This window comes from Rosistilla carotiformis, from assembly GCF_007753095.1.
Lineage (GTDB): Bacteria > Planctomycetota > Planctomycetia > Pirellulales > Pirellulaceae > Rosistilla > Rosistilla carotiformis.
Map to the genome: position 1 here is coordinate 4,215,118 of NZ_CP036348.1, position 21,023 is coordinate 4,236,140.

The 21,023-nt window shown below is 57.3% G+C and carries 17 protein-coding genes; 14 read left to right on the forward strand and 3 right to left on the reverse strand.

All coding sequences use genetic code 11. The annotated features are described in order from the left end of the window. Positions 1-36 precede the first annotated feature (36 nt). From Poly24_RS15195 to Poly24_RS15210, 4 genes are all read left to right on the forward strand, one after another. On the forward strand, positions 37-1,083 hold the full coding sequence (locus Poly24_RS15195; RefSeq protein WP_231753161.1) for a zinc-dependent alcohol dehydrogenase family protein: 1,047 nt from the start codon (positions 37-39) through the stop codon (positions 1,081-1,083). A 342-nt stretch (positions 1,084-1,425) separates the two neighbouring features. Next, a complete protein-coding gene (locus tag Poly24_RS15200) occupies positions 1,426-1,995 on the forward strand; it encodes a carboxymuconolactone decarboxylase family protein (protein ID WP_145096961.1) in 570 nt (189 codons plus the stop codon). Between the two features lie 290 nt (positions 1,996-2,285). Beyond that, the gene (locus Poly24_RS15205; protein ID WP_145096964.1) at positions 2,286-3,035 is read left to right on the forward strand and encodes an SDR family oxidoreductase; all 750 of its coding nucleotides are present in this window, start codon (positions 2,286-2,288) and stop codon (positions 3,033-3,035) included. A 120-nt stretch (positions 3,036-3,155) separates the two neighbouring features. Then, on the forward strand, positions 3,156-3,980 hold the full coding sequence (locus tag Poly24_RS15210; protein WP_145096967.1) for a haloacid dehalogenase type II: 825 nt from the start codon (positions 3,156-3,158) through the stop codon (positions 3,978-3,980). A 29-nt stretch (positions 3,981-4,009) separates the two neighbouring features. Here the strand turns inward: Poly24_RS15210 and miaA are convergent, their stop codons facing one another. Beyond that, positions 4,010-5,056 (reverse strand): tRNA (adenosine(37)-N6)-dimethylallyltransferase MiaA, encoded by a 1,047-nt coding sequence (miaA, locus tag Poly24_RS15215; RefSeq protein WP_145096969.1) that lies wholly within the window; start codon positions 5,054-5,056, stop codon positions 4,010-4,012. 288 nt (positions 5,057-5,344) lie between these two features. Between miaA and Poly24_RS15220 the strand changes: the two genes are divergently transcribed. From Poly24_RS15220 to Poly24_RS15240, 5 genes are all read left to right on the forward strand, one after another. Further along, the gene (locus tag Poly24_RS15220) at positions 5,345-5,698 is read left to right on the forward strand and encodes a phosphoribosyl-ATP diphosphatase (protein ID WP_145096972.1); all 354 of its coding nucleotides are present in this window, start codon (positions 5,345-5,347) and stop codon (positions 5,696-5,698) included. Between the two features lie 175 nt (positions 5,699-5,873). Continuing rightward, complete coding sequence (gene hisG / locus Poly24_RS15225; protein ID WP_145096975.1) at positions 5,874-6,734, forward strand: ATP phosphoribosyltransferase; 861 nt, start codon at positions 5,874-5,876, stop codon at positions 6,732-6,734. A 179-nt stretch (positions 6,735-6,913) separates the two neighbouring features. Next, positions 6,914-8,290, forward strand: a complete 1,377-nt coding sequence (argH, locus tag Poly24_RS15230) for an argininosuccinate lyase (RefSeq protein WP_145096978.1) — start codon at positions 6,914-6,916, stop codon at positions 8,288-8,290. 205 nt (positions 8,291-8,495) lie between these two features. After that, on the forward strand, positions 8,496-11,015 hold the full coding sequence (locus Poly24_RS15235; RefSeq protein WP_145096981.1) for a hypothetical protein: 2,520 nt from the start codon (positions 8,496-8,498) through the stop codon (positions 11,013-11,015). A 134-nt stretch (positions 11,016-11,149) separates the two neighbouring features. Then, positions 11,150-12,160 (forward strand): sigma-54 interaction domain-containing protein, encoded by a 1,011-nt coding sequence (locus tag Poly24_RS15240; RefSeq protein WP_231753647.1) that lies wholly within the window; start codon positions 11,150-11,152, stop codon positions 12,158-12,160. A 79-nt stretch (positions 12,161-12,239) separates the two neighbouring features. Here Poly24_RS15240 and Poly24_RS15245 read toward each other — a convergent pair whose 3' ends face one another. Next, complete coding sequence (locus Poly24_RS15245) at positions 12,240-14,414, reverse strand: alpha-amylase/4-alpha-glucanotransferase domain-containing protein (protein ID WP_145096987.1); 2,175 nt, start codon at positions 14,412-14,414, stop codon at positions 12,240-12,242. Between the two features lie 299 nt (positions 14,415-14,713). Here Poly24_RS15245 and Poly24_RS15250 point away from each other — a divergent pair, with 299 nt between their 5' ends. The 5 genes from Poly24_RS15250 to Poly24_RS15270 all read left to right on the forward strand — a co-directional run bounded on the left by Poly24_RS15250 (position 14,714) and on the right by Poly24_RS15270 (position 19,800). Continuing rightward, a complete protein-coding gene (locus Poly24_RS15250; RefSeq protein WP_145096990.1) occupies positions 14,714-15,808 on the forward strand; it encodes an NAD-dependent epimerase/dehydratase family protein in 1,095 nt (364 codons plus the stop codon). After that, complete coding sequence (locus Poly24_RS15255; RefSeq protein ID WP_145096993.1) at positions 15,805-17,394, forward strand: ArnT family glycosyltransferase; 1,590 nt, start codon at positions 15,805-15,807, stop codon at positions 17,392-17,394. Before Poly24_RS15250 ends, Poly24_RS15255 begins: the two co-directional genes overlap by 4 nt. Next, complete coding sequence (locus Poly24_RS15260; RefSeq protein WP_145096996.1) at positions 17,387-18,178, forward strand: glycosyltransferase family 2 protein; 792 nt, start codon at positions 17,387-17,389, stop codon at positions 18,176-18,178. Before Poly24_RS15255 ends, Poly24_RS15260 begins: the two co-directional genes overlap by 8 nt. 143 nt (positions 18,179-18,321) lie before the next feature. Continuing rightward, a complete protein-coding gene (locus Poly24_RS15265) occupies positions 18,322-19,167 on the forward strand; it encodes a tetratricopeptide repeat protein (protein WP_145096999.1) in 846 nt (281 codons plus the stop codon). A gap of 177 nt (positions 19,168-19,344) precedes the next feature. Then, positions 19,345-19,800 (forward strand): hypothetical protein, encoded by a 456-nt coding sequence (locus Poly24_RS15270; RefSeq protein WP_145097002.1) that lies wholly within the window; start codon positions 19,345-19,347, stop codon positions 19,798-19,800. Between the two features lie 65 nt (positions 19,801-19,865). On the opposite strand, the gene Poly24_RS15275 is transcribed toward Poly24_RS15270, so the two are convergent. Next, positions 19,866-20,984: a saccharopine dehydrogenase family protein gene (locus Poly24_RS15275; RefSeq protein ID WP_145097005.1), complete on the reverse strand. Its 1,119-nt coding sequence runs from the start codon at positions 20,982-20,984 to the stop codon at positions 19,866-19,868. Between the last annotated feature and the right edge of the window lie 39 nt (positions 20,985-21,023).

The following is a 21,023-nucleotide window of genomic DNA, read 5'->3' on the forward strand; positions in this document are numbered from 1 at the left end:
TATTTAACGCATGCGTAATTTGAGCCCACGAGGTCGATGATGATTGCGGCAATCTATCGCGACTTCAAGGGTTCCATCGCGATCGAGAACGTGCCCGATCCGACTCCGACCAAGCAGGGCGTTGTGATCCGAGTGGAAGCCACCGGATTGTGCCGCAGCGATTGGCACGGTTGGATGGGGCACGATCCCGACATCCGCTTGCCGCATGTTCCGGGGCACGAATTGGCGGGAGTGATCGAAGCGGTTGGTAGCGAGGTCGCTTCCTGGCGGACCGGCCAATGCGTGACCCTTCCCTTCGTCTGCGGTTGCGGCCGCTGCCGGCAATGTGCCGCCGGTCAGCAACAGGTTTGCGACCATCAGTTCCAACCGGGGTTCACGCACTGGGGCAGCTTTGCCCAGTACGTTGCGATCGATTACGCCGACGCCAATCTTGTCGAATTGCCCGATGCGATCGCCTGCACCACCGCCGCAAGCCTGGGTTGTCGGTTCGCTACCGCGTTTCGAGCGATCGTCGACCAAGGCCAGGTTCGGGCCGGACAATGGGTCGCCGTCCATGGGTCCGGGGGAGTGGGACTCTCAGCGATCATGATCGCGGGCGCTTTGGGAGCCAACGTGATCGCGATCGATATCGATGATCGAAAGCTGGATTTTGCGCGGACCGTCGGCGCTGTAGCAACAATCAACGCGCAAACCGTCGACGACGTGGTCGCTGAAATTCAAGCGATCACCGGTGGCGGAGCCGATCTGTCGCTCGACGCCTTGGGCAGCCCGACCACCTGCTTCCAATCGGTCGCCTGCCTGCGAAAGCGAGGCAAACACGTGCAGGTCGGATTGATGTTGGCCGACCACCAACATCCCCCGGTACCGATGGACAAAGTCATCGCCGGAGAATTGGAAATTTTGGGCAGCCATGGGATGCAAGCGCATCGCTATCCAGCGATGCTCGCCATGATCGCGGCAGGAAAACTGCAACCGGAAAAGCTTGTCGGGTCGACGATTCCATTGTCCGAAGCCGTTACGGCACTTCCCGCAATGGATCGCTATCAAGGAACCGGCGTTACGATCATCGATCGCTTCGAATAGCTTTGCCTGCCAGCGCCGCCAAACCTTTTCTGCTCCGATCGCTCCAAAGCGTACCGCTACAAACCGGCACTTCCAGACTGCGTCTAGAACCAAAGTGTCCGGCCCAACGCCATTCTTTAGGGAACTCTTCCTCGGCATGCCCTTTGCGGTGTTCCACGTTGCCAGTGGCCCTTCCCACGGCTCAAAGTCTTGACCGTTCGGTCCAGACCCAATAGAGTGCATTGGTAGCGCAAGACGCGTTTGCCCCGACGGTGACGCGTCGTAGCGGGAGGAGACCACTCGGGATCCTCGTTTTTTTAAGGCCGGTTTAGACCGACCAGTCCAAACTATGGAGCCAGGAAAATGACCGACTTCAACGTCCACACGATCCAGTCCGCTCCCGACGCGAGCAGGCCACAACTAGAACAGAGTCAGAAGGCGTATGGATATGTGCCCAATCTCCACGGCGTGATGGCTGAGTCACCCGCGTTGTTGGAAGCTTATCGAACAGTCGCCACGATCTTCGACACGAAAACGGAGCTTAGCGCGACCGAACGGCAAATCATCGCGATGACCAACAACCGGCTGAATGGATGCACCTACTGCATGGCCGCGCACACTTCGATCATGCAAGCGGCAAACGTTTCCGAAGATGTGATCACCGCGCTTCGTGACGGCACGTCGATTGCAGACCCGAAGCTGGAAGCCCTGCGCGTCTTTGCGGAGCAGGTAAACACCAAGCGTGGTTGGGTGGCGGAGGATGATATCGAAGCGTTACTAGCCGCTGGATACACCAAGCAGACCGTTTTCGAAGTGATCGTCGGGACGGCGTACAAGGTGTTGTCGAACTACACCAACCACATCGGGCAAACCCCGTTGGATGAAGGTTTCGCCAAAAACGAATGGAACGCAGAACCCCAGCGGGCCAATTGAAGACGAGCCGCATCCGTAATCGTTCAACCTCGTTTGCGACGACCAAATTCAACCGCCCGGCAACGCCGGGAGGGTTAAAAAGCAAGCGTTTAGCGACGCTTGCCTGGGAGTGACAGAATCAGGTAGCCCGCGCAACCGAAGCGGCGCTGACACGCCTCTCCAAATGACACTTCGCAAGTGTGATCCTCTTCAAACGGACGTTGGAAGAGAGTCAAACGTATTCCAATAGTCAACGTCCTCGATCGAGCGCCAATCGATCCAACGACATCCTTTCAACGGAGCGAAAACAGATGACATTTGACGTGAAGAACAAGACGGTACTGGTTACCGGTGCCAACCGTGGGATTGGCAAAGCGATTCTAGAAGAAGCGTTGCAGCGAGGAGCGGCCAAAGTTTATGCGGCGGTCCGAAATGTTGATTCCGCCGCACCATTGGTCGATGCGCACGGAGACAAAGTCGTGCCGATTCGGATCGACTTAGATGATCCCGCATCGATCACAGCGGCCTCAGAAACGGCAACCGACGTCGACGTTGTCGTCAACAACGCGGGCGTCCTGAAAACCGCTTCGGCCATCGCTGGCGATGCAATCGAATCGTTGCAGTTCGAAATGAACGCCAACGTCTACGGATTGATGCGTGTCGCACAAGCGTTCGCTCCCGTATTGAAAGCCAATGGCGGCGGAGCGCTCGTCCAGCTGAACAGCGTCGCATCGGTGAAGACCTTTCCCAACTTTGCAACTTACTGCGCGTCGAAGGCGGCCAGCTATTCGATCACCCAAGGGCTACGTGAAACCTTGCGGGAACAAGGCACCCAGGTCGTCAGCGTTCATCCGGGCCCTATCGATACCGATATGGGAACCGCCGCGGGATTTGAAGAGACAGCCTCCCCTTCATCGGTCGCAAACGCAATTTTCAAGGCGTTGGCAGAAGCTCGCTTCCACGTATGGCCCGATCCGGTAGCGCAACAGATCGGTGAAGCCTACCAAAGCTTTGCTGAAAACGTCGTCGAAGCGGACAAGCAGGAAGAAAGCGTCGGCTAACCCTCGACACCGCACCTCACACTCCCTGGGGCCACGCGTCTGCGACGCGGGCCCCTTCCCGCCCCACGATCGCCTCCTCGTCTCGAACTCCATTAAACCACGCAATTGCACATCACCATTATGAAACGAACACTCTCCGCACTCGTCATCACGATTTTTGCAGCGACCTTAACGGTCAACCACGCAACGGCCCAAGACAACGAAAACGCATCCCAACCAAAAACGTCACGCGAGGAAAGCGATCACGTGCAGCGTCCCAAAGTGATCATCTTCGATGTCAATGAAACGCTACTCGATCTTGCGCCACTGAAGACCTCCGTCGGCAAAGCCCTTGGCGGCCGCGAAGATCTTCTGCCGCTGTGGTTCTCCACGATGCTCCACTACTCGTTGGTCGAAACGCTGACCGACAACTATCATCACTTCGGCGAGATCGGAACCGCCGCGCTGATGATGGTCGCCCAGACGCAAGGGATCGAACTGAGCTATGAGGAAGCCAAAACGTCGATCGTGACGCCGCTCCGCTCGCTGCCGCCGCACGGCGACGTTTTGGCCGCGATCACCGCTCTCTCCAAGGCCGGATACACGATCGTCAGCCTGACCAATTCATCCGCCAAAGGGGTCGAGACTCAATTCCAGAATGCCGGGCTGACCGAGCTGTTTGAAAAGCGATACACGGTGGAGAGCTTGAAGAAATACAAGCCCCATCCCGACACCTACCGGATGGTTCTCAAAGACCTCGGCGTTCAACCCGAACAGGTTTTGATGGTCGCCGCCCACGCGTGGGATATTGCGGGGGCTACCAATGCGGGACTGCAAACCGCCTTTGTCGCGCGGCCCGGAAAAGCGCTCTATCCCCTTGCTCCCAAGCCCGACTACGTCGTGAAGGATCTGACGGAGTTAGTCCAAGCTTTGGAAAAAACGCGTCCCGCTGCAACGGCCAAATAACGCGACATCCCAATGTCGGGCGGTTGTTTTTAAGCGTCGGGCGCCGATCCGGCGTCCGAGTCTTGGCTGTCGGTATCGGGCGTGGGAAGATCATTTTCCGATGTCGTTGTACCGGGGCCTTTGCGGTCGCGCGATCTTTGTAAGATCTCGGCGGCGACGTCCTCGTGGGTTCGCTGCTCATCCATCTCGATGAACTGCACCTCCGACATCGACCGCAGCCAAGTCTCCTGGCGACGCGCCAACTGCCTCGTATGCGCTTTGACCTGATCGATCGTGGTGCTCAGGTCGATCGTGCCATCCAAGAATTCAAAGACTTCCTTGTATCCCACCGCCTGCAGTGCCGTCCGGCTGATCGTGGGGAAATCGCGTCGGATCGCCGCCACCTCGTCGACTAAACCGTCCGCAAACATCTGTTCGACGCGTCGATCGATCCGTTGGTGCAGCAGATTTCGTGGCCAATGCAGCGCGTACACATTGGCTTCATCCGCCGAATGCGACGCTTCGAATTGAACTTGTCGATGGCTGATCGGTTGCCCCGTTAATCGGGCCACCTCCAAAGCTCGGATCATCCGGCGAGTATCGTTCGGATGCAACTGATGCGCCGACAACGGATCCACTTGCTGCAACCGAGCACGCAAAGCTTCGGCACCATGTTCCCGCAGCTCCTCTTCGATCGCCTTGCGAAACTCCCAATCGGCTGGTGGTCCGGCGTCGAACCCGCGGAGACAGGCCTTCAGGTACAGCGGAGTGCCCCCCACAAACAGCGGCAACTTGCCGCGGCCAACGATCTGATCGACCGCCGCATGAGCCGTCTCCAAGTATTGCGCGGCGCTAAATTCCGTGTCTGGATCGACCTGATCTAACAGATGATGCACGGTCTGCTGCTGAAGCGCAGCGGCAGGTTTCGCAGTCCCCAGATCCATCCGACGGTAGACCGTCATCGAATCAAGCGACAAGATCTCCAGATCCAGATGCTGCGCCAAACAGACGGCAATCGTCGATTTGCCCGAAGCCGTGGGGCCCGTTAAAAACCAGGCACGTTGGGTCAGCGGGGGGAAGGTTGTCGGTGAGCCCATCGGTGGGGTAATTCAGTTCCAGAGGGAATGTGGGAAGAAAGCGGCGTTGTGGTTGTGGCAATGATCGTAAACCTTGCGAGCTGGAGCGCACAGACGGTTCAACAATCCCAAGCCTGCAACTTGGTCGCTGCCGGCGATCGTTGAAGTACAGAAAACGCGAACCGCCACAGCTTGCCCCCTGCCAAAAAGAGATCGAATGGTCGATATTGTTACCATCGAATTCGAAACACCCCCGATCCGACAGGGCCGTGTCCCGCCTGCACTTTTTGAAATCCTTTGGCCAATTTGATGAGCGAAGCACTAACGATCTTGAATCGATTGATGGAAACGATCCAAACGCGCGCCCAAGAGCGGCCCGCGGGGTCTTACACGACCAAGTTAATCGAGGGAGGGGTGGGAAAGATCGGCAAAAAAGTGATCGAGGAAGCGGCCGAAGTGGTCGAAGCGGCTGCCGAAGAAGGAGCCGAAGGCAAGGAACACTTCACTTACGAAGTCGGAGACCTGCTTTACCACACGATGGTTATGATGGCTTGGCGTGGCGTGACTTTGGACGATGTGGCCGCTGAACTGGGGCGCCGCGAAGGAATCGGCGGGCTGGTTGAAAAGGCTTCCCGAACCCAACCGGGCGACAACCCGGCGTGAAATCTTTGTGTCCGACGACGGGACCGCCAAACCGCGCGGTCCGCGGCAATTAAAGTAGTCCCTCGGTACCACCCCACTATCGGATCACGTTCGTTTCCAGACGGCAATCGACGCCACGGCCTTTGGGCAAAGCGAACCCTCCATTTTTTAAGCGACTAGCGACGAGAACGAACTCATGGGCAACAACACAAATTTGCGAATCGGCCTGCCCAGCAAAGGGCGATTGAGCGATCTAGCCGGCGATCTATTGAAGCAAGCCGGACTCCGCTTCCGCCGTCAAAACCGCAGCCTGTTCGCGCGGGTCAGCGATCTGCCGGTCGATCTAATTTTCTTGCGCACCGACGACATCCCAACGCTGTGCGCCGAAGGGGCGATCGACATGGGGATTACCGGAAGCGATTTGGTGGACGAAGCCCAAGCCGACGTTTCGGTGCGGATGCCGTTGGGTGTCGGCCGCTGCCGCCTGGCGATCTGTGTCCCCGAGGATTCGCCGGCGGAATCCGGGAAAGACCTCGCCGGCGCGCGGGTCGCGACCAGTTTTCCCAACATCTCCGGCAATCACTTGGCGCAATATGGCGTCACGCCCCATTTGGTTCACTTGTCCGGATCGGTGGAAGTCATGATTTCGCTGGGGATCGCCGATGCGATCGTCGACCTTGTCGAAACCGGCAGCACGTTGGCGGCCAACAAGTTACGGATCCTCGAAGAGATCGGCACCTACGAAACCGTCTTGATTCAGAACGGCAAGTGCCGCGATCGCGTGACGGCGGAGCGGATTGTTCGGCGACTCGAAGGGGTCGTGATCGCCCGCGACTTCTCGTTGCTGGAATACAACATTCCAAAATCGGCACTGAGCGCCGCCGAAAAGATCACCCCCGGCTTCAATTCGCCCACGATCAATCCGTTGGAAGATCAAGATTGGTGCGCCGTCCGCGTGATGGTCAAACGCAGCGGAGTGATCGACGCGATGGAACAACTCGAAACGCTTGGCGCGTCGGCGATCATGGAGACTGAAATCACCAATTGCCGGCTGTAGTCGCGACCAGCGACACCGCCCCCTCACCATCCATCAGGCCAGCCCTTCATCGGCTGGCTTGGAACGATTTGTGAATCCCCTTGCAACGGCTTGCATTGCGGATCACAGCAAGCGCGGCGATCGACAACGATCGCGCCGTTGCTTGTGTCCCCCAGGAAACCCTTCAGGAGAATGACACCTTGGCTAGCCCTTCACGAAGCGGCGTTTTTGATTCAGCATCCGACTCGCGGCTTGAACAGTTTTGCGAAAGCATCAGCTTCGACCGTCGACTCTACGAAGTCGACATCGAAGGTTCCTCGGCGCACGCGCAGATGCTTGCGGTACAAGGTCTGATCTCGGGAAAAGAATGCGATCAGATCATCGAAGCGTTGGAAGCCATTCGTGGTGAATTGGATGCCGACACGTTGCCGATGCGAACGGAATTGGAAGACGTTCACATGCACGTCGAACAAGCCTTGATCGACCGCTTGGGCGATGTCGGCCGCAAACTGCACACCGCCCGCAGCCGCAACGATCAGGTCTCCACCGATTTCCGACTGTGGATCCGTGCCCAATTGGATTTGGTCGACGGGCTGTTGGCCGATCTTCAACGCGCCTTCCTGGGACGCTGCGAAGCCGACTTTGATGTGATCCTGCCAGCCTACACGCACCTGCAACGGGCCCAACCGGTTTTGGCGAGCCACTACTGGTTGGCGTACATCGAGAAATTGGCGCGCGATCGTCAACGGCTCGCCGATTGCCGCAGTCGCGTGAATATTTGCAGCCTGGGCGTCGCCGCCGTTGCCGGGACCTCGATGGATATCGATCGCAAGTTCACCGCCGAAAAGCTGGGCTTTGACGACGTCACGCGGAACAGCCTGGACACCTCCAGCGATCGCGACTTTGTCGTCGAATCGGCGTTTGTGTTGACGATGATCGCACAACACCTGAGCGGTTGGTCGGAGGAATGGATTTTGTGGAGCACCGAAGAATTCGGGTTCCTGAAGATCCCGCATGCTTTCTGTACCGGCAGCAGCATCATGCCGCAAAAGGTCAATCCCGACGTGTTGGAACTGACGCGAGGCAAGACCGCGCGGGTCGTCGGCAATTTGCAGACCCTGTTGGTTTTGATCAAGGGATTGCCGTTGGCGTACAACCGCGACCTGCAAGAGGATAAGCCGCCGTTGTTCGATTCGTTCGACACCGTGATCGCGTGCCTTCAGTTGGCGATTCCCATCGTTTCGGGCAGCACCTTGCAACGCGACCGGATTGCGTCGCGGTTGGAACACGGGTACCTGGACGCCACGACGTTGATGGAATACCTGATGAAGAAGGGCTTGCCACAACGGACCGCCCATCATCTGGTCGGCTCGTTGGTCGGCGAAGCGATGAAACGCAAAATCCCGCTCAGCGAGATGCCTCTCGACGCGATGCAAGAAGCGGGCGTATCGGTCGACAATTCGATCTTCGACGTCTTAGGAACCGCCAACGCCGTGCGAGCCTACGTTAGCTATGGATCGTCGGCCCCCGAACAGGTCCGCCAACAGATGAAGTATTGGACGGCATTGCTGTCGTAGCAGCCAATGGCGACGCTGTAAGACGCCCCCGTTTTTAGCGGCATGCATGATCTCAATCGTGGCACATCAGGGCCGCGATGCGTGCGGTCGTTCGGAATAGTCCGATAAATTCGCCGCTCCGGCGGCGACTGGAAAACAGATCGAGATTCTCCGTAAAAATGGACTAGAATACGAGCATATCTTTCCACCTAAGGTCTGCCGTGTCATGAAGCGTCATTTTTTGATCGTTGTAATCGTCTGGATTTTTGTCGCGCCGCCAGCGATTCACGCTCAAGATCCGTTTGCCGCCCCGCCCGGCGGCGCGGATCCTTTTGGTGGCGGAGACGCTTTTGGTGCCGCCCCAATGCCCGCGGGAGACGCTCCCTTTGGTGCCCCCGCAGCTGCGGCGGACGCCTCGGGCGCTCCGGAAATCGAACCTCTTCCCGATCCATTGGTTCTGGAACTTCAACGCTATTCTCAAGGGGATAATCAGGAGCTGGCGTTGGCGATTCGTGGCGCCGTTCAAATCTCCGATTGGAACCAGGTGGCCGCGTTCCTCGATATTTTGAACGCCAAGCCGCTCTCGGACGCCGATGCCGCGGTCGTCGCCAACACGATCCGCGCTAACTATCTCTTGCGGATCCAACAACACCCCGAACTCAGCGATGCCCAACGGGCGGTCATCGGCAAAGTGATCGCGGGAGCGCGAAAGTATGCTGAGGACCGCAACCGGATCGGCACACAGATCAAACGTCTGGAAAGCACCAGTCCTGGCGAGCGGCTCGACGCGATCAGCCAGCTTCGTTCCGGCGGTCTAGCGGCAGTCGCTGAACTCGCCGCCGCCTATGTCTCCGATCCACCGCTGGTCGCGCGTCCGCAATTGCTCGACGTGCTGGGCCAATTCGACGATCAAGGTCCGCTCGCGCTGCGGCAATTCGCGTTGTATGGCAAAGCCGCGGCCCGCGGCCATGCGTTGCAGGCGTTGGTTGCTTTGGACGTCTCGGGATCGATGCCCGACCTGGTTTCGGCATACCACGGCGAAAACGCCAACGAGACCGAACGGTCTGCTGCCGAGAAAGGCTTCGCCGCCGCCGGACTGCGCGGCATACCAAGCAGCCGGGAAGCGGAGATCTACTTGAGCCAACGGCTCCAGCGGGCGATCGATTTGGCAAGCCGCGCGACCAACGACGGCAGACTCCAACGGATCTGGCAATTGGACGAAGCTCAGAAGGCTTTGCAATGGCAAGACGTTCCGCAGCACGTCGCTTTGGCTCGCGAAGCTGCTGACGCCGCGACACGCTACCGTCGGCTGAAAGACTCAGACCCCGAAGCGCAGGTCGCCGCCGAGCTCGCCGATCTCAGCTACCGTTTGATGACCAATCCCTACTATGGATCCGAAGCCGACTTTGCCATCCGTTACGGCAAGCAGGGCCCCAGCCAGGATCAGATCGTTCAATTACAGAAAACCCTCGCAGCCGCGACGCAGCAACGCAATGAATACGCCGCGATTGCCGCGATTCGATTGTTGAAACAGACGGCCACGTCGAAGCTGATGTTGTCCAACGGCGCGGCGCCTACGTTGCTGGTCGAAACCACGATGCATTCGACCCCGCGGGTTCGCTACGAAGCGGGGATTGCCGCGGCGGAAATCAATTATCGCGGCGGCTATTCGGGCAGCAGCGATTTATTGCACCGCTGGTTGGAAATGTCGGCACTGAAACGTCGGCCGACGGCGTTGATTCTCGAGGCCCGCAAGCATCTGACCCGCGACAAACTCAGCTGGCTCGAATCGCTCGGTTACGATGTGGAAGTGGTCGGTTCGGTCGCCGATTTGTTGCGACGCATCGAAGCCGGCGGCGACATTCAACTGCTACTGGCGACAAGTCAGCCATACGATCGGCAGATCACCGAGACGGTCGACCTGATCCGCAGACGTCCCCTGGGAGGTGAATTTCCGATTTTGATCTACTGTCAGCCGAGCAAAACGCTTTGGGATGAAGACCTTCGCGAACCTATTTTGGATCGTTCTGAAAAAATTATTGTCGACGTTGCTGGCTCCGAATCCGCCATTGCTGCGGCGGAAGAACCGAACGAAACCGGACTGCCTCGCGTTCGCCGAACCGAGATCTATCAAGACACATCGCTGGGGGAACGCTTCAGGGCCTTGCGTGCTCGCCATGCGGTTCAGGAGGAGCGAATCCGGATCCAACAAAGTCTGGGCGTTCGCTGGCCCGCTCCTCTCGCCGTAGTGGAAGAAATCACGTCACCGCAAGGCCTGGGACAGATGATCCGCGATCTCAACAGCAGTTTACCGATGCCTGCGATGACATCCAACGAACGCCGACTGTATGTTGATGCCGCGATGGTGGCGTTGGCCAGGGTGGCCAATCCCGACGAACCCAACAATCCGTACGACTTTAGGTCTCATGAGCAAGAACTTACCAGCGCGATCCAGGCAGGGGGGTTCAGTACTGAGGGATTGACGCTATTGTCAACGTTAGGAACACCGAATTCGCAGCTCACGCTTGCGAACCTGGTCGATTCAATGCTGCTACCATTGAGTGTCCGACAAGCTGCAGCCCAAGCTTTTGCAGCGTCGGTCCAGCGGTTTGGCACGCGGATCGATCGCGAGTCGGTTGCCCGCCAATACGAACGTTACAACGCAGCGGCCGAAGATTCGGATCGGGCTGCATTAGGTGTCATTTTGGATGCGATGGAACAGCGAGCCAATGCAACTTCTCGCTGAGCTGCGCTGTATACCGATCTCCACTGTAGGCGAACCTGCTGCCCAGGTTGGCGCGAAGAATGTCATCCTTTGGAATCTCACTTAGCGGGGAAGATGGATCGCCGCTCCCCGAGCTGATCGGTACATCGCCTGCGATGCAGCAGGTGTATCGGATTACCCGTCGCGTTGCGCAAAGCAAAGCGTCGGTTTTACTGCTGGGGGAAACCGGAACCGGGAAAGAATTGATCGCTACGGCGATCCATCGCTTGAGCCGACGCGCGAACGGACCGTTTGTCCGAGTCAATTGTGGCGCCCTTAGCGAAAGCCTGCTGGAAAGCGAACTCTTTGGTCACGTCCGCGGATCGTTCACCGGAGCGGTCAACAACCGCACCGGTCGATTCGAAGCGGCGCACAGCGGGACGATCTTCTTAGACGAAATCAACAGCACGACGTTAGAACTGCAAGTCAAACTGCTGCGTGTATTGCAAGAACGTGAATTCGAACGTGTCGGCGATACGCAAACGATCTCTGTCGATACCCGCGTGATCGCAGCCAGTAATCGCGAACTGGCCGCTGAAGTGAGCGCCGAGCGATTTCGCGAGGATCTTTACTGGCGGCTGAACGTCGTGCCGATCGAGATCCCGCCACTGCGCGATCGCCGCGAAGATATCCCCGCCCTGGTAGCTCACTTTCTGAACATCTACAGCGAAGCCAATGATCGCTACGTGACGCATATCCAGCCCGAATCGATCGAAGCGATGCAAAGCTACCATTGGCCGGGAAATGTTCGTGAGCTGCAGAACTACGTCGAACGCGCCGTCGTGATGGCCGAAGGGGACGAATTGACGGTCGAACTGCTCCCCGCGGAGGTTACCGGAATCCGTAACGGTGCCACCCGCAGAAAGTCCTTTGCGCCGGCCGATCTCGATTCGATGACGATCGAAGTCGTCGAACAAGGATTGACCGAACTGGGGGACGATAAAACGAACCTGCATTCGAAAATCGTCGATCGCGTCGAACGTGAATTGATCAACCAAGTCCTGCAAGCGTGCGGCGGCGTGCAGAAGCAAGCCGCAATGCAATTGGGAATCAACCGCAATACGTTGCACAAAAAGATCAAAGACTATCAGTTGGGCAAAGACGACGACAACGGCTCCGACGACTAGCGGTCACCCTACCTCGCCAGCGAAACAACGCGCGGCACCGCCGTTGGGAACCGCTTGACGTTTTCATTTTGGCAGCGTCTCAGACGCGTAAAAGATCCGCTGCATCGGCGTGCTTCCGATTTAGCGGCGTGTCGCGATCGCGGATGGCAAGCCGCATCGTCACCGTCCAACGGCCATCGGCGTCTCCCGTTACGATCCAGTGCGGCATCACACAGACGCTTTGATGGACCAATTCAAACCCGGCTTCGCTTTGGCTGACCGTTTGCACCGGGAAGGCCCACACGCCACTTGGTCGATCGATCGACAACGCGACGTCAATCCCCAACCACTCGTCGGTCATTTGAATCCCAGCGGATGCGTTGAGGTCCAAGCGCTTGCCCAATTGCCCCAACCGTTCCCCTTCGAGATCGCTGAAGTAGCGATCGTCCGCCCCAGCGGGCAGCCCGGCGAAATTGAGCTCGATGGCAAAGTGTAAGGGGCGATCCTTGGGAAGATCTTCGATCAGATATGCGATCTCCAACGTCTCGCTCCCCACCGACATCGTGACCGCTTTGGTGATCGACAACGGAATGCCCCACGCGTTTCCATCGCGGCGCATCTGAACTTGAATTCGGTCGGCCGCGCGACGCAGCTTCGCTTCATACCCCAAATCGACAAAGTCGCCACGTTCGATGGCGTCGCCACTGCGAACCGCGTCGAGCGTCGCGTCGTCATCCCAAAAGTGATCCATCAACGATTTGCGCGGATAGCGATCGTACTGCAACATCTGGTCCAAGCCCGCCTGCTTAAACACGACCCGGTCGTGGATGCTGGCGACCGAATCCCCTTCGCCGCTCGCCCCCGACAGCACCTTGCGGTGATAAGGTTCCGGCTTTCGTTGCATCGTTGCCAAGAGATTATGCGCGATCGATCGGGTATCCAGTTCGTACAACCGCCCGCCGCGCGCCGGTGCCAACCAGGCAACCATTTTGTCGCTCGACAACCGCACCTCCTGATCGCCATCGAAATCGTAGTCTTCCACGGTCGCTTCCACCCAAGGTGTCGCTCCGTAGCGTTGTTGGTTCAAGAGGTTGTCGGCAGTGATCAATTCGTGGTACACCGCGTTTCGCAGATGCGGAAGATAGATTCCACCAAACGCACCATGCCAATACGAACAATTGCATTGACCACGGTAGAGATGGTCTTGTGCTTTCTTCCAAACGTCGGGATCGATTTCGCCTTGCATATCCGCAAGACGTCGGCTGACCGAGAGCATCCGCGCATACATCTCGTTCGCTTCGGGATATTTGACTTTAAAGTTCCGCCAGAAACCTCCACGAACAAACGGCTGGATCGAATCCCATTGGGCGGAATCTTGTCGCAACGCACGCGTGGCGTCGTCGTATTGAATCTGCTGCGCAACCGGGAGCGCCCATTCGGTCATCTCTCGATAACTGCAATCGGGTAGATAGACCTTTCCCTTGGCGGGCGTGCTTTCGATGGCTTGTGCCAAGGTATTGGTCGCCAACCAATCGCGGTTGTCGGTCAGCGCTTCGAAGAACCGAATCAGCCAACCGTCGCCATAGACATGCTGCTGCGTATCGGGCCAGGTGCCGAACTTTTCCCCATCATCGCCGAAGACAAACACGCTGCCGGGCTGCTGTTCGGCCGCGCCACGGATGTAGTCGATCGTCTGCTCCACCGGCGCGAAAGGGATCAAATACCGCAGCTGTTCACTTCCGGGGAAGACCCGCAACAGACGCCCTTCCTCTTCGGTGATGAAGTAACCCGTCAATTGCTCTTTAGGCAATCCGGCGGCGTGGAAATGAAAATCGTCCAGCACGGTGTATCCGATTCCCGCATCCGCCAGGTCGCTGGCAAAATGCGATTCCCAAACGCGTTCGGGAGTCCACATCCCCGCGACTTTTACGTCGAGGTGTTCTTCGATCCATTGGCTGTAAGCGCGGATCTGACCGATCCGGTCGCGACTTGGCAGCATCGACAAAATCGGTTCATACAGCGGCCCCCCAATGATCTCGATCCGTTGCTGCGCGGCGAGCCGCCGCAAACGCTCGAGGTACTCCGGATGCCGCTCCGCCAACCACAGCATCAACGGACCGCTGGTGTGCAGCGAAATCCGCAGCTCGGCAAACGGCTCAAACACGTCCAAAAACGGTAGGTAGCTGTCTTGATAAGCTTGCTCGAAAACTCCATCGAAGTTTCCGATCGGTTGGTGGTTGTGAAGAACCAAACAAAGTTGAGCGGTGGGCACCATGAGTCTCTTGCTAGCGTAGAAGGGTTTCGCAGGCAGTCCAATGAATTAGTTATGACAGCCATACCAAGTTTGTCGAGCGCCTTATCTCTTCGCTTATCGGCAAAGACAACCCGATCCGACAACCTTTCTACATGCGATCGCTCTGTAACTACGATCAGCCGCTTGGGCCCCTATCGCTACCGAATTTGTGTTTGCGCATGTTCACCAAAACGCCGATATCGGCTCGCTTGCGAAAAGCCCTCACCTCTCGCCGCATGTTTTGGAAAGCTCTATATTAAGGATCGAGAAAATGGCCCTGCATGCGTCGCGACAGTGAGGTTGGATTGAAGTTTAAAGTTCTGATCACGGGCGTCTGCGGTTTTGTGGGGTCGGCGATTGCGAAAACGCTTCTCGATATCGATCCTTCGCTTCAAGTCGTCGGGATCGACAACCTCGCGCGAACAGGCAGCGCGCGGAATTGGCGACCTCTGCAATCGCGTGGCGTCCAGCTGTTTCATGGAGACCTACGCGTCGCGAGCGATCTTGCCGCGGTGGGACGTTGTGATTGGGTGATCGATGCGGCTGCATTGCCATCGGTGGTTGCCGGTGTGGACGGCCGTCACAGCAGTCGACAAGTCGTTGAAACGAACCTGATGGGAACGCTGCACTTACTGGAACAGTGCGCGACCCATCGCAGCGGCCTGATTCTGCTGAGCACCAGCCGAGTCTATTCGATTGCGGAACTGAACCGTCTCCCATTGAACATCGACGATAACGCGTTTCAATTGTCGCCGGACGTCACGATGGTCGGTGCATCGACCGCGGGTATCTCGGAAGCGTTTTCGACACGTTCCCCCATCTCCATGTATGGTGCCACGAAGCTTGCCTCCGAAACGATGGCACTGGAATATGGCTTGGCTTATCAATTTCCGGTTTGGATCAACCGCTGTGGCGTCCTTGCCGGCGCCGGTCAATTCGGACGCCCCGATCAAGGGATCTTTGCGTACTGGATCCATTCACATCTTCGACGCAGGCCGCTGAAATACATCGGCTTCGCGGGCCAGGGAACACAGGTCCGCGATTGCCTCCACCCCCAGGATCTGGCTCGATTGCTTTATCTGCAAATGACGGAAGATTCGACGACAACACGCTCCCCCGTGCTGAATGTCAGTGGCGGAATCGAATCTGCGATCTCTCTTCACCAACTGACCCAGTGGTGCGACGATCGGTTTGGTCCTCACGCGATCGCGGCATCCACGGAGACACGGGCATTTGATCTGCCTTGGATCGTTTTAGATTCGAGTCGCGCGAAGGACCAATGGAATTGGGAACCGAAGATCTCCGTTTCGCAAGTCCTTGACGAAATCGCAGCGCACGCGACGGCCAACCCCGACTGGTTGGAGACTTCGAATTGAATTCGCTTCGCAACAAGTTCGAATCGAGGTCCGGAGGATTTCACGACAAAACGCTTTGCGTTCGATACGTTTGGTTAATTCCGGTACTTCTATTTGTTGTGCTGCGTCTGCCCGCATTGATCCATATGCCCGGCGGGCAAGATGAACATTGGTTCGCAGTCCCGGGCTATACGGTGTGGAAAGAAGGGATTCCGCGGATTCCCTATGTTCCGACGCAGAACCGCGACACGTTTTTTAAAGATGCCGATCGTTGCCTCTTCACGCTGCCACCGGCGTTGTTTTATTTGCAAGCGCCGTTTTTCGCCATCTTCCCCGCGGGGTATCCCACCGCGAGGATTCCATTGTTTCTCGCCGCCCTGGCGACGATCCCCTTGACGTTTGGATTGTGCAAACGCTTGGGCACATCGGATGCCGCAGCGTTGTTGGCCGCAACGTTGATGGCCATCGGTCGACCGTTGATGTTTACAGGATTGGTGGTGCGTCCCGATTTGTTGTGCGCCGTCTGTGGCTGGCTGTGCATCCTGATGCTGACTCGTTTTTTCGCCGACGGTCGTTTATCACAGCTGTCGATCAGTGGACTGTTCTGCGGTTTGGGCGCGCTGTTTCATCCGTTTGCGTTGGTATTTGCAATCCAAGTGGGATTTGCGATTGTGGCGATGCGATCTTCGATCATCGACAAGGCGAAACAGTCGCTGGTGTTCGGTCTATCGACCGGTGCTACCCTGTTGCTGTGGACACCGTTGATCGCGATGTACCCGCAGGAATTCGAGAACCAATTTTTTGCGAACGTTGTCGATCGCGCGGGTCCAGGAATCGGCAGCCGCATGTTGTTTCCATGGGATTCGCTGCGGCATCATGCGGTGCTGTTGTTCGAGTTCGCAGGTGTTTGGCAGTGCTTGTTGTTGGCGTCCGCACTGGTCGCCGGTTCCGTTGTGATCCTCACCACCCAACCACGTCGATTTGCCGTCCCGTATCTCGGCTTGTGTTGGTCGAGCGTTTACCTGACGGCGGTCGTCGCGGGGATCCATCCGACCAAAGGCTATTGGGTTTATCCCGTATTTTGGATCATGGGCGCCCTGGCGCTGACGGTCGATTGGTTCGCTGGCACCGTGCATGGGGATCGCAATTCACAAGCGGCTGGCGACCGAGAAGTCCCCGGTCGCAAACGGCGTCGGATCGTCTACTGGATTAGTGCCGTGCTGTTGATTGGTATCTCCCTTCCTGGCGCCGGACTGACATCGTCGTATCGGTACGTGCGCTATTGGGGAGACCCGAAGTACCACGCGCCGACATTTATTGCTCAGGTCTTGGACGATCTGCCGAAGGAGGGCCTTTTCCTCGCGGATCTATCCTATGTTTTTGATGTGTATTTGAGTGGTCGTGAAACGCTGCTCTGCCAGGAACGGGAGTTCTATTGGGGAGACCAGACGATCGACTATGCCGTGATCTTGCTCGCTTGGGAAGGACTCGATGCGAATTGGAGCGAACAATACGATGCGGTGCTCGAGAAAACGTACGGCACGCGCGAACGCCCCCAAAATTGCTTTGTCGAAGTCTACCGACCTCAAGAGTTGTTGAATGAATGAGCCACGTCCCCAATTAACGCTCGTTCTTCCGGCACACAACGAAGCTGCCAACATCGGGCCGTGTATCGACGATCTGATGGAATGCCTTGTCGACCGACACCAGATTCGAACCGAGCTGATCGTCGTCAACGATAACAGCCAAGACGCGACCGAAGCGGAGGTGTTGAATCGGGCTGCGCGGTGGCCAGGCGTGCGGTTGATTCGCCGCACGCTTCCGGCGGGCTTTGGCCGCGCGGTGCGGACCGGATTGAACTATGCCCAGGGAGATGTCGTCATCATCTACATGGCAGACCGATCGGACCATCCCGAAGACGCATTGATGTACTACCAAACCATCCAATCCGGATACGACTGCGTCTTTGGATCTCGGTTTATCGCCGGTGCGCACGTCAATCGCTATCCACGTGTGAAGCTTGTCGTCAACCGAATAGTCAACAACACGATCCGGTGGATGTTCTGGACCGATTTGAACGACCTGACCAACGCGTTCAAGGCCTACCGACGCGAAGTCATCACGACGTGCGGGCCCTACAAATCGTGCCACTTTAACATCACGTTGGAAATGTCGTTGAGCGCATTGATCGGTGGCTATCGCATCGCCGAAGTGCCGATTCGTTGGGAGGGACGCACCTGGGGCGCGACCAACTTGCGGATGGGACAGATGGGGCGTCGTTACCTTTGCACCCTTTTAATGTTGTTTTTCCAGCGTGTCCTGATGTCCGACGATGTCCGTTCCGAACGCTCTGCCGAAGTCGCCAGCGGCGAAGAAATCTTCCGCCAATAGCGTCCCGTTCGAATGGTCGATCGGCATCGGCGATCGACCGCAGCACGCATGTCGAAGTTCTCCCGCGGCGCGTGATCCAACACGACCGTTCGGCCACGTGGGAGGCTGTGGTAATCGACGGCTCATGATGTCACAATGGTTGGATGAACAAATCCAACCTGATTGAAACCACCGACCGAACGTTTGAAATCGATGTACTGGAGCGGAGTCAGACCGTACCGGTGGTGATCGATTTCTGGGCCGATTGGTGCCAACCGTGCCGTGCGCTCGCACCGCTGTTAGAACAAATGGCGGAAGAATTCGCGGGCGACGTGGCGGTGGTCAAAGCAAACACCGACCATTGCCAACAGGCAGCGACCGAGTTTAGTGTGTCTGGAATTCCCGCAATCTTTGGCGTCGTCGAGGGTGCGATCGTCGATGGACTGCAGGGGGTGGTCAGTGAAGAAGTCTTGCGTGTCTTCTTCCGCAGGATGGTTTCGGCGGGCGAATTTGTCGCGGCCAAGCGGACCGAAGATTCCAACCCCGCCGCGGCGTTGGCAACGTATCAAAAAATGCTCGCCGAAGATCCTGAAAACGTTCCGGCAAAGATCGGTCTAGGCCGCGCATCGCTCGCCGCCGGAGATGTGTCCACCGCGACCCAAGTTTTGGACGATTTGGAATCGCGTGGTTTTCTGGAGCCCGAAGCCGAACAATTGAAGTCGCGGTTGTCGTTGGCCGCCGCCCTTCCAACGGGCGATCTTGGGGAAATGGAAGCGCAACTGGCCGCCGACCCGAACAATCCTGAACTGAAGATTGAAGTCGCTCGCATGCAGGCCGCGGCGGGCAATTTCCAAACCGCGCTCGACCTCGCTTTGGCTGTTGTCGAATCCACGCAGGGCGATCGTCGCGATCCGGCTCGTTTACTGATGATCGATATCTTCCGCACCCTCCCCGACGATTCGCCATTGACGGGCGAATACCGCCGAAAATTGGCCTCGGCACTCTATTAAGGATCGTCGCCGCGGTTTTCACCGCACACATCCCAGTGAAACCTTCGCAAGAAACAATGCCCTCGTTTTTCTTGCCGTCGACTGGTCGTGACCTATAGTTTTCACGACGCTGGGCATTTCGTCTGTAAACATTGCATTCGCGGCCGTGCCCAGCACCATCGAAACTTGGGCATCGTTGTGAATTTCATTCGTCGTTTTTGGGTATTTGGTTTGATTCTCGTGATGGTGGCGCTGCACGCGTTGATCATCGTGAACGTTCGTAAAGAACTGGTGAAGATCAAAGCCGAAGAATCCCAAGCGGTCGATCTGGGCGAATTTCGCTTTCAACGCGCGGACGATAAAACGACGATCTACCAAGTGCATCTGTTTGCCCTCTTGGAACCGAGCCAATCGCTGCGTGGTCGGAAGCAATTGGAGCAGAATATCGCGATGCTGACCGAGGTCGTTGGACAACAATTGCGGCTTGCAGACAAAGCTTGGTTGGCCGATCCGATCCAAACCGATTTGAAGCATCACTTGAAACAAGAGATTTCCAAATCGATGAACATCGACTTTCTGGAACAGTTGCTCGTTACCGAGTGGCTGGAATATCCGGCGGGTATCGCTGTAGGAAACTCCTTGGCGCAAAAGTAGTCCGCCGCGCTACGACGCGGTGTTTTCAAACGCTTCGTTTGCCTCGCGGCGACCGATTTGGAACGCTACACCGCCCCCGGTTCCCGGATATCGGGCTGTTGCCCCGTCTGGTAGTGTTTACCGAACCGATTGGCAATAAATTGGTCAAAGCGGACCTGTTCTTGGCGCACAAAACCTTGCCTGGGAAGCAGTCCCGCCACATGCAGATCGACGACCGCGCAGATCGCTGCGGCGGTGGTAATCTGGATCGCACTCCACTGCTCGCCACCGATCTGCCGCGCGTAGATCTTTCGCGCATCGCTCAATTGGACCAATTGCCCGTTGCGTTGGCCAGTCACGGTACAGAACGTGATCACAAGATCCTGAAACGTCACGGGAACCGCGTGCTCGAGGATGTCCTTGAGCAATTCGCGACGCGAACCGAGGCGAAGATCATTGACCAGGAAGGCGACCAAATCGCGATGCCCTACGTAACGGATCGTCTTGTAGTTGAGCGACTGCACGCTATCGCGTAGCGTATCGCAAAGCGTCCCGAGCCCGCCGCTGGTGTTAAACGCTTCGTACCGCGCTCCGTCGATGGAAAAATGTTCCAAACCTTCCAACGGCAAGCTATCGATGCGTTCCCCTTGATGGATCGTTTCGCACGGGTTGCAGTATTCGTTGATCAAGCCGTCGGTCGACCATGTCAGGTTGTACTTCAGCGCATCGGTCGGATATTGCGGCAGCGCTCCGACGCGCATTCGGACCGACTCCAATTGTTCAAACTCTCCGCTTAGATGGCGCGCGATGATGGAGATAAATCCAGGAGCCAAACCGCACTGGGGCATGAAGATCTGCCCCGCCGCGGCATTCTGGGCAACGGCCTGCACCGCACGCGTCGTTTGCACATCTTCGGTGAGATCAAAATAGCTGCTGCCGGTTTGCAAGGCGACTTCGGCGATCAAAGGGTTGAAGTGAAAGCTGAGGGCAGAAATCACGATCCCTCGCGAAGCCATGGCCGCGGCCAATTCGGATCGATTCCCCGCGTCGATCTGCAAGGTGTCTACCGCCGGCATCGATTGGAACCGCGTTAGCGTCTCCGGCCGGGAATCGGCGACGGTCACTTGATAGTCCCCGGTTTCCGCTAAGAAACCTGCGATCATTCGGCCGATCTTTCCTGCCCCTAGCAGTAACACGTTTGTCATGGCCGATTCTCCAAAGGGTCCCAGAAACAAATAATGAAG

What these genes read in the sequence shown, in the direction of transcription:
- Poly24_RS15195 (WP_231753161.1), top strand. Translation starts at nt 37, where the DNA reads ATGATGATTGCGGCAATCTATCGCGACTTCAAGGGTTCCATCGCGATC.
- Poly24_RS15200 (WP_145096961.1), top strand. Translation starts at nt 1,426, where the DNA reads ATGACCGACTTCAACGTCCACACGATCCAGTCCGCTCCCGACGCGAGC.
- Poly24_RS15205 (WP_145096964.1), top strand. Translation starts at nt 2,286, where the DNA reads ATGACATTTGACGTGAAGAACAAGACGGTACTGGTTACCGGTGCCAAC.
- Poly24_RS15210 (WP_145096967.1), top strand. Translation starts at nt 3,156, where the DNA reads ATGAAACGAACACTCTCCGCACTCGTCATCACGATTTTTGCAGCGACC.
- miaA (WP_145096969.1), bottom strand. Translation starts at nt 5,056, where the DNA reads ATGGGCTCACCGACAACCTTCCCCCCGCTGACCCAACGTGCCTGGTTT.
- Poly24_RS15220 (WP_145096972.1), top strand. Translation starts at nt 5,345, where the DNA reads ATGAGCGAAGCACTAACGATCTTGAATCGATTGATGGAAACGATCCAA.
- hisG (WP_145096975.1), top strand. Translation starts at nt 5,874, where the DNA reads ATGGGCAACAACACAAATTTGCGAATCGGCCTGCCCAGCAAAGGGCGA.
- Poly24_RS15235 (WP_145096981.1), top strand. Translation starts at nt 8,496, where the DNA reads ATGAAGCGTCATTTTTTGATCGTTGTAATCGTCTGGATTTTTGTCGCG.
- Poly24_RS15240 (WP_231753647.1), top strand. Translation starts at nt 11,150, where the DNA reads ATGCAGCAGGTGTATCGGATTACCCGTCGCGTTGCGCAAAGCAAAGCG.
- Poly24_RS15245 (WP_145096987.1), bottom strand. Translation starts at nt 14,414, where the DNA reads ATGGTGCCCACCGCTCAACTTTGTTTGGTTCTTCACAACCACCAACCG.
- Poly24_RS15250 (WP_145096990.1), top strand. Translation starts at nt 14,714, where the DNA reads ATGCGTCGCGACAGTGAGGTTGGATTGAAGTTTAAAGTTCTGATCACG.
- Poly24_RS15260 (WP_145096996.1), top strand. Translation starts at nt 17,387, where the DNA reads ATGAATGAGCCACGTCCCCAATTAACGCTCGTTCTTCCGGCACACAAC.
- Poly24_RS15265 (WP_145096999.1), top strand. Translation starts at nt 18,322, where the DNA reads ATGAACAAATCCAACCTGATTGAAACCACCGACCGAACGTTTGAAATC.
- Poly24_RS15275 (WP_145097005.1), bottom strand. Translation starts at nt 20,984, where the DNA reads ATGACAAACGTGTTACTGCTAGGGGCAGGAAAGATCGGCCGAATGATC.